Raw genomic sequence first — 8151 nt, forward strand, 5'->3', positions numbered from 1 at the left:
CCTCCTGCCGGGCCGGCCGCGGTCAGCCCTTGAGGGCCGCCATCCAGGCCTCGACCTCGGCGGAGGCGCGCGGCAGCCCGGCCGACAGGTTCCGGTTGCCGTCCTCGGTGACGAGGATGTCGTCCTCGATGCGGACGCCGATGCCGCGGTACTCCTCCGGCACGGTCAGGTCGTCGGCCTGGAAGTACAGGCCCGGCTCGACGGTCAGGCACATGCCCGGCTCCAGCGTCCCGTCGACGTAGGCCTCGGTGCGGGCCGCGGCGCAGTCGTGGACGTCCATGCCGAGCATGTGGCCGGTGCCGTGCAGGGTCCAGCGGCGCTGGAGGCCCAGCTCCAGGACGCGCTCGACCGGGCCCTCCAGCAGGCCCCACTCGACGAGCTTCTCGGCGAGGACGTGCTGCGCCGCGTCGTGGAAGTCGCGGAACTTCGCGCCCGGGCGGACGGCCGCGATGCCGGCCTCCTGGGCCTCGTACACGGCGTCGTAGACCTTGCGCTGGATGTCGCTGTACGCGCCGCTGATCGGCAGGGTGCGCGTGACGTCGGCCGTGTAGAGGGAGTGGGTCTCCACGCCGGCGTCGAGCAGGAGCAGGTCGCCGGAGCGGACCGGGCCGTCGTTGCGGACCCAGTGCAGGGTGCAGGCGTGCGGGCCGGCGGCGCAGATGGAGCCGTAGCCGACGTCGTTGCCCTCGACGCGGGCACGCAGGAAGAAGGTGCCCTCGATGTAGCGCTCGGAGGTGGCCTCCGCCTTGTCGAGGACCTTCACGACGTCCTCGAAGCCGCGGACGGTGGAGTCGACGGCCTTCTGGAGCTCGCCGATCTCGAAGTCGTCCTTCACCGCGCGGGTCTCGGAGAGGTAGACGCGCAGCTCCTCGTCGCGCTCGGCCGTGACCTTGTCGGTCAGGGCCTTCTCGACGACGGCGTCGTGGCCGCGGACGACGCGCACCGGACCGGTGGCCTCGGCGAGGGCCTCGGGAAGTTCGCGGACGTCCTTGGCGGGGATGCCGAGGAGCTGCTCGGCCTCGGCGAGGGAGTGTCGGCGGCCTACCCAGAGCTCGCCCTGGCCCGACAGCCAGAACTCGCCGTTCTCCCGGTTGGAGCGGGGCAGCAGGTAGACGGTGGCGGTGTGGCCGGTGTCGCCGGAGGGCTCCAGAACCAGGACGCCGTTCTCGGTCTGGTCGCCGGTGAGGTACGCGTACTCGGTCGAGGCGCGGAAGGGGTACTCGGTGTCGTTCGAGCGGGTCTTCAGCCGGCCGGCGGGCACGACGATGCGGTCGCCGGGGAAGCGCTCGGACAGCGCGGCGCGGCGGGCGGCGGTGTGGGCGGCCTGGGCGATCGGTTCGAGGCCGTGCAGCTCGGTGTCCGCCCAGCCGGTGCGCATGCTCTCGGCGAGTTCGTCGCTGACTCCCGGGTACAGCCCGTTCTTGCGCTGCTTGTGCGTCTGCTTGGGCTGCTCTTCTTCCGGGGTCTCCGGGGTGAGCTCGTCAGCCACGTCTTCTCCTCAGCTACGACAGGACCGGGTTGGGGCCGCTTCCATCGTATGTGCGAGGGGAAGACGCCGAGACGACTGTGACAAATCAGTCAAAGCGGGCGCCGAGCAGGACGATGTCCTCCTCGGTGCCCGCCGCGCCCACCGCGGGGTCGCCCGCGGGCAGAACCGTGCGCAGGACGTGCTCGCACAGCGCGCCCGGGTCCCGCCGGACCGCCCGGGGCGCTCCGGCGGTCGCGGCGTGCAGCCGCGCGTACGCCCGGTCCATCGGGTCGCCGGTGCGCCGCAGGAGCCCGTCGGTGTACAGCAGCACCGTTTCTCCTGGCGCGAGCTCGAACTCCACGCTGGGCGCCTCCCAGCAGGAGAGCATCCCCAGCGGCGCGGACAGCGAGGTCTCGACGAACTCCGTGCGGCGCTCGCCTGCGACCAGCGGCGGGGCGTGCCCCGCCCCCGCCAGCACGATCTTGCGCCGGGCGGGCTCGCAGTAGGCGAAGAGGGCGGTCGCGCAGCGGGCGGGCTCGGTCAGCCGCAGCAGCAGTTCGAGGTCGGAGAGGACCGCGACGGGGTCCTCCCCCTCCATCACGGCGTACGCGCGCAGCGAGGCGCGCAGCCTGCCCATCGCGGCGACGGCGCTGGGCCCGGAGCCGGTCACGGATCCGACCGCCAGCCCGAGCGCCCCCTCGGGCAGCGGCAGCGCGTCGTACCAGTCGCCCCCGCCGCGCGGCGAGGTGCGGTGGAGGGCGGCGAGCTCCACCCCGGGGACCCGGGGCAGCCGGCTGGGCAGCAGTTCCTCGGCGACGGTGGCGAAGCTGGTGCGCGAGCGCTCCGCGTCGAGCACGCGGGCGAGGTGCTCGGCGGCGTGGCGGACGTAGAGGCCGACGAGGTCGCGCCGGCGGTCGCTCGGCTCGGCCTGCTCGTCGTAGAACCAGACGACCGCGCCGAGCCGCCCGGTCGCCTCGGCGGTCAGCGGCAGTGCGTAGCTGGCGGCGTAGCCGAGCCGGGCCGCGACCTCGCGCTGCCGGGGGTCGCCCGGGGCGCCGTCGCCGCCGGTTCCGGGTGCGGCGCCGGGCTCGGGGAGCACCTCGGAGCCGCCGTGGGCATCGGGGAGCCCGTCGAGGATCCGGCCGTAGGGGGTGGCGGCGCGCGGCACCGTCTCGATGTGCCCGAGCTCGGCGCGTCCGAGTCCGAGGCCGACCGTGGTGGCGGGGCCGAGCCCGTCGGACGGCTCCAGCACGATCAGGCCGCGGCGGGCGCCGACGAGTGCGGCTCCGGCGCGTACCAGCTCGCGGAGCGCCGACTCCAGGCCGGCCGTGCGGGCGAGGCGTTCGGTGAGCTCGTGCAGGGTGGTCAGGTCGGAGACCATGCCGGCGAGCCGGTCCTGGACGAGCGTGCCCGGGGCGGGTGCCACGGCCGGGGCGGCGGGGGCGTGGTTCGGGGAGGCCGCCGTAGTGTGCGGGACCGCTGTGACTGCCGGATCGATTCCGGCCACTTTCGGCGGATGGGGGGCGCTCATGGCGTCCGCCTTTCCACCAGGTGCGATACGCCGTATAGCATCGCAAACCCCCAGATCGTGCTGCGCCGCCATCAAGGAATCCACATCTACACGCCCACGAGGATCGATGTCCAGCATTGTCCCGGTGGGAATCCTGGTGTCCGTGAGGCTGCAACTCACTGTCCGGTCAAGGCTAGAACTTGGCTGGAAAAAGCTGGAACAGGACGGTTTTTGCGATCGACTGGTCAGACGTGGAAGAGGCCACGGGTACGTAGTCGGTGTTCCCCGGGGCCAGTTGGCGCAGCCCGGCAACCGCCGGGAACCGCCCGCCAGGGGCCGCCGTCCTTAACGGAGGCAGCCGGTCTCGGCATCGGCACGGGGCCGTGTTCCGCCCGCCCCGCCGGACGTTCCATGAACCCGTAACAAAAGTGCACGAACCGTGTGAACCCGCTTCCAGTGGACAGTGGCGCGAAACGTGTACGTGTGGTGAGACACCGCCTACGTGGTGTGATCAGGCCCTCGGTGTTCAACGGAAAGGAACGAGCGCTCATGCGCGAGATCCTCGGAAGGCGTTTCCAGCGGCTCCGCAACCGCCTGACAACCCTCCGGCCCGCCCCGGCACAGCGCGACGACCCGACCGTCCCCGACCCGGCGCTCTCCGGTACGGCGCTCCGCGATGCGGCGCTGACCTGCGCCACCGCCCGGCGGTGGCCCGTCCTCCCGGGAGTCGGCCCGGCCGGCCCGCCCTGCGCCGGGGCCCCGGTGCCCTCCGCGGTCCCGGAGGGTTCCGCGGGGCCGGTGCCCCCGGCCGCAGCCCGGTGCGCGTGCCCCGATCCGGACTGCCCCGTACCGGGTGCGCACCCCTTCGACCCCGGACTGCTCGCCGCCACCACCGACCCGCGGATGGTGGCCTGGTGGTGGACCCGGCGGCCCGGCGCCCCGCTCCTGCTGGCCACCGGCGGCGGCGCGCCGTGCGCGGTGAGCCTGCCCGCCGCCGCGGCCGCGCGGGCCGTGGCCCGGCTGGAGGGTCAGGGCATGCGGCTGGGCCCGGTCGCGGCCACGCCCACGCGGTGGTCGCTGCTGGTGGCCCCGTACTCGCTGGAGCGGCTCGGTGAACTGCTCTACGCCAAGGACCACGTCCCGTCCGCGCTGCGCTTCCACGGCGAGGGCGGCTACCTGCTGCTGCCGCCCTCCCCCGCGTCCGGCGGCGGGCGGGTGCGCTGGGAGCGGGAGCCCGCAGCGGCCGGCGAGCCGTGGCTGCCGGACGTCGAGGCCGTCGTGGACGCCCTCGTCGAGGCGAGCACGGGGGCCTCGGGCGGCGGCAGCCGTCTCGCGTACTGACGCACCGCTCCGTTCGGACGCCGGTACCCGGGTCACTCGTACGGGTGCCGGGGCGGCGAGTTTCCCGGTGAATTGGGCGCGGGCATCTCCGCGCCCCATTCCCGCGTCGCTATCTTCGGCGAATGAATCTCCGCTTGATCGGTATCGGCGCCGGTGTGCTGATCATCCTGTCGCTCCCCTTGGCGGGTGCGATCGCCGGACCGGATTTCGCCGGTCGTGACGACGGAAAAGGCGGTGGGCTGCTCTCCACCCTCGGCATTGCCGGCCCGCCCGGCGGCACCGCCCGGGAATCCCCCGCAGCGTCCGACGCCGGGGGAGGGAAGGCGCCCGCGCCGGCCGGTGCGGCCGTGCGCCCGGGTGAGCCGGCCCGCCCGGGGCCGGCCGAGCAGCCCCGTACGGAATCGGCGTGCGGACCCGAACTCACCGCGCCGCAGGGGCTGGAGGCGCAGACGTGCGTGCTCGCCGCCGAGGGGCGGACCTGGGGGCGCACCTACTACCGCAACACGAGCGGGCGGGCGCTGGACGCCGTGCTGACGGTGATGGGGCCCGCCGGGCGGACGGTGCAGATCCGCTGCGCGGTCGGGGCGGGCGACGAGCCGGGGCTGTGCGAGACCCCGCGCGAGGCGTCGGCGGGGGCACAGGACGCGTACTCGGCCGTTGCGGAGTTTGCAGTTCCGGATGATGAAGGGGAGCTGCTGCTGCGCTCCGGGAGCAACGCACCGGAGGCGGCGGGCCGTTGACCCGCGGCGGAAATGGAAGGGCCCGGTCGCTGGCGACGGGGGATGCACCAGCGACCGGGCTACAAGAACCGTAACAAGAGATCGCCTGTTCGCAAATTCGATCTCTGATATTCAGACACCGATTCGCGGACGATTAGCGGGAGTTGTGACACCGGTCACCAACCCTGCACGGACCGTCCCCGATCGGCGGGGCGATCAGCTGAGGGTCACCTGGCGGTTGGTGAGCCCGCCGCGCGCACGGCGCTCGTCCGAGGTCAGCGGGGCGTCTGACGCGAGGGCCGCGGCGAGCCGCTCCGCGAATGCGGCGGCAGGCTTCTCGACGTCCTCCGCGGACACCCCGGTGGGCAGGTCCCAGACGGGGACCACGAGCCCGTGGGCGCGGAAGGAGCCGACGAGCCGGGTGCCCTCGCCCAGCGAGGAGGTGCCCGCCGCGTGCAGCCGGGCCAGGGCGTCGAGCAGCTTCTCCTCGGGGTGCGGCATGACCCAGCGCAGGTGGTTCTTGTCCGGGGTCTCGCACCAGTACGCGGCCTCGACGCCGGCCAGCTTGACCGTCGGGATGGCGGCGGCGTTGGCCCGCTCCAGGGAGGCGGCGATCTCCGGGGAGGCGTTCTGGGCGCCCTCCGCATCCGGAATCCAGAATTCGAAGCCGCTGTGCACAACCGGCTCGAAAACGCCGTCGGTGTCCAGGACGTCCTGGAGCCGCGGACCCTCGGCGGGAACCCGGCGCGCGGCGACCGGATTGCCGGGCTCCGTGGCGATCGCGCGTTCCAGCGTGTCGGCCATCTCGCGGGAGAGGTCGCCGCTGCTGGCGTCGTTCTGGAGGCCGAGCAGGACGGAGCCGTCCTCGCGGCGCAGCGCCGGCCACGCCATGGGCAGCACGGTCACCAGCGTGACGGAGGGAACGCCCTCGGGCAGCCCGCCCTTGAGCGACAGCGGAACGGTCGCCGCCGGGACGAGCTCGCGCAGCGCGACCCAGTCGCACTCGCCGGGGAGCCCCTCGAAGGGGCGCTGCACGTGGGCGGTCGCGGCGTGCGAGGCGGCCGCACCGTGGCAGGCCTTGTACCGGCGGCCGGAGCCGCAGGGGCAGGGCTCGCGCGCGCCCACGACCGGGATCTCGCCGTTCTGGAGCTGCGGCTTTGCAGTCTTGGCTGCGGGGCGCTTCTTGGCCATCGTGGGTGTCTCCCGGGTGCGGCGGTACGGCTGTTGCGTCTGGGCGTGAGCCTAGCCGCTCGTACCGCCGTGGCCCGGCGGATGCGCCCGGGGCGCGGTCGGCGTGCGCTCCCGGCGGACCGTGTCAGGGAGCCAGGTCGTCGAAGGCGGTCGAGAAGTCGAGGACCGGCGCCGCAACGCGCGTAGCGAAGTCGTCGTGCCGCGGCCCGCAGGCGACGATCACCCACACGGTGACCTCGCCCCCCGCCCCGTCCCTGACGCCCCAGTCCGTCGAGAGGGCGCTGATGATGTTCAGCCCCCGGCCGCCGTGCGCCGTGACCGAGGGGGTCGACGGCAGCGGCCGCGTCGGCCCGCCCCCGTCCGTCACCTCGACCGTCAGCCTGCCGGCCCCGTCGACGCGCCACGCGGCGCGGACCCCGCCGTCCCCTACTCCGGCCGTGTCCAGCGGCCGGCCGTGGCGGCAGGCGTTGCCGAGCAGTTCGGAGAGGATCAGCACGGCGTCGTCCACGACGGTTTCGGGAACTCCGCTGATGCGCAGATCCTCGCGCATCCGGTGCCGCGCCTCGCTCACGCCCGCAGGACCATGGAGTACGTCCATGCACGACGACGTGGGCACTTCCTGTGCCACCACCAACGCCACCCCCGGAACCTCCTTAGCCCCACGCCAAGGTCTGGATGCCCCCCCGGTCCGGACCGGAAACCGGCGGCGGGGAGCCCTCTGACGCATTCATGACGATTGGTTGCGGAGGGGATGCGCCGGGGCACTCCCCGTCACCTGTGTGACGCCGGTGGCGGGTGGGCAAACGGGGACGTCACCGCCCGAGTTGGGACAGAACCTGCCGCGGCCTGTTGGTGATGATCGCCTCCACACCCAGATCAGCGCAGAGCTGAACGTCGTCCGGCTCGTTCACCGTCCAGACGTGGACGGGGTGCCCGGCGTCCTGCAGCCTGCGGATGAAGCCCGGGTTGTTGCGCACGATCCGCATGCCCGGACCAGCGATCCGCACGCCCGCCGGCAGGCGGCCGTCGCGCAGGCGGGGGGTGACGAACTGCATCAGGTACACCGTCGGAACCGTCGGGGCGGCTGCGCGCACCCGGTGCAGGGAGCGCGCGGAGAAGCTCATGACGCGGACGGAATGGGGGCCCTCCGCGGGCGGCGCGTCCAGGCCGAAGCGCTTGAGGAGGAACAGGAGGCGCTCCTCCACCTGTCCGGCCCAGCGTGTCGGGTGCTTGGTCTCGATGGCGAGCTGGACCGGGCGGGCGGCGTCGGCGACGAGCTCCAGCAGCCGCTCCAGGGTCAGGACGGACGTCCGCTCGGGGTCGGCCACCCAGTCGGGCGACTCCTCCCGGTCCTTCCAGGAGCCGAAGTCGAGGGCGGCGAGATCGGCGAGCTCCAGGGCGGAGACCGCGCCGCGGCCGTTGGAGGTGCGGTTGACCCGGCGGTCGTGGACGAGGACCAGGTGGCCGTCGGCGGTCAGGCGGACGTCGCACTCCAGGGCGTCCGCGCCGTCCTCGATCGCCTTCCGGTACGCGGCCAGTGTGTGCTCGGGGGCGTCTTCGGAGGCGCCCCGGTGGGCGACGACCTGGATGGGCGGCGGTGTTGCGTGGGTCACCGGGTCATGGTGCCACCGCGGGGGCCGGCGGTGCGGGGCGATGCGGTCGCGGTGCTGCGGACGGGCTGCGGAGGCACTGCCGGGTGGCGGCGGCGGACCCTGGGGATGCGCCCGAAATGCCGGGCATAAAGGATGGGGGAGACGCACAGGTCCGGCTTACAGTGCTCTGACGGGTCATGGGGAACGCTTGGCCCAGGAACTTGTGTGGCACGTCGAACGTTCAGTCGGGCCGTACCACCAGTGTGAAGTCGTGTGTGACGAGGAGAGAGCGCTGTGAGCACCGAGAACGAGGGCACGCCGGCCCCGACG

At 73.5% G+C, this 8151-nt stretch carries 7 protein-coding genes; 2 read left to right on the top strand and 5 right to left on the bottom strand.

Translation table 11 applies throughout. The annotated features are described in order from the left end of the window. Positions 1-22: 22 nt before the first annotated feature. Positions 23-1489 carry an aminopeptidase P family protein gene (locus EF903_RS00295; RefSeq protein WP_125540556.1) on the bottom strand — a complete coding sequence of 489 codons (1467 nt, stop codon included), beginning with the start codon at positions 1487-1489 and terminating at the stop codon, positions 23-25. Between the two features lie 85 nt (positions 1490-1574). After that, positions 1575-3116 (bottom strand): PP2C family protein-serine/threonine phosphatase, encoded by a 1542-nt coding sequence (locus EF903_RS00300; RefSeq protein WP_125540557.1) that lies wholly within the window; start codon positions 3114-3116, stop codon positions 1575-1577. Between the two features lie 411 nt (positions 3117-3527). On the opposite strand from EF903_RS00300, the gene EF903_RS00305 reads away from it, so the two are divergent. Both EF903_RS00305 and EF903_RS00310 read left to right on the top strand, forming a co-directional pair. Next, on the top strand, positions 3528-4319 hold the full coding sequence (locus EF903_RS00305; RefSeq protein ID WP_125540558.1) for a bifunctional DNA primase/polymerase: 792 nt from the start codon (positions 3528-3530) through the stop codon (positions 4317-4319). Positions 4320-4441: 122 nt separating this feature from the next. Beyond that, the gene (locus EF903_RS00310; RefSeq protein ID WP_125540559.1) at positions 4442-5059 is read left to right on the top strand and encodes a hypothetical protein; all 618 of its coding nucleotides are present in this window, start codon (positions 4442-4444) and stop codon (positions 5057-5059) included. Between the two features lie 195 nt (positions 5060-5254). On the opposite strand, the gene EF903_RS00315 is transcribed toward EF903_RS00310, so the two are convergent. From EF903_RS00315 to EF903_RS00325, 3 genes are all read right to left on the bottom strand, one after another. Then, positions 5255-6229: a DUF5926 family protein gene (locus EF903_RS00315; RefSeq protein ID WP_125540560.1), complete on the bottom strand. Its 975-nt coding sequence runs from the start codon at positions 6227-6229 to the stop codon at positions 5255-5257. 124 nt (positions 6230-6353) lie between these two features. Continuing rightward, positions 6354-6956, bottom strand: coding sequence for an ATP-binding protein (locus EF903_RS00320; protein WP_125540561.1), 603 nt, complete (start codon positions 6954-6956; stop codon positions 6354-6356). An 85-nt stretch (positions 6957-7041) separates the two neighbouring features. Next, a complete protein-coding gene (locus tag EF903_RS00325; RefSeq protein WP_125540562.1) occupies positions 7042-7842 on the bottom strand; it encodes a glycerophosphodiester phosphodiesterase in 801 nt (266 codons plus the stop codon). Positions 7843-8151: the final 309 nt, after the last annotated feature.

It is taken from the genome of Streptomyces sp. WAC05292 (assembly GCF_003949955.1).
In the GTDB taxonomy this organism is placed as follows: Bacteria; Actinomycetota; Actinomycetes; order Streptomycetales; family Streptomycetaceae; genus Streptomyces; species Streptomyces globosus.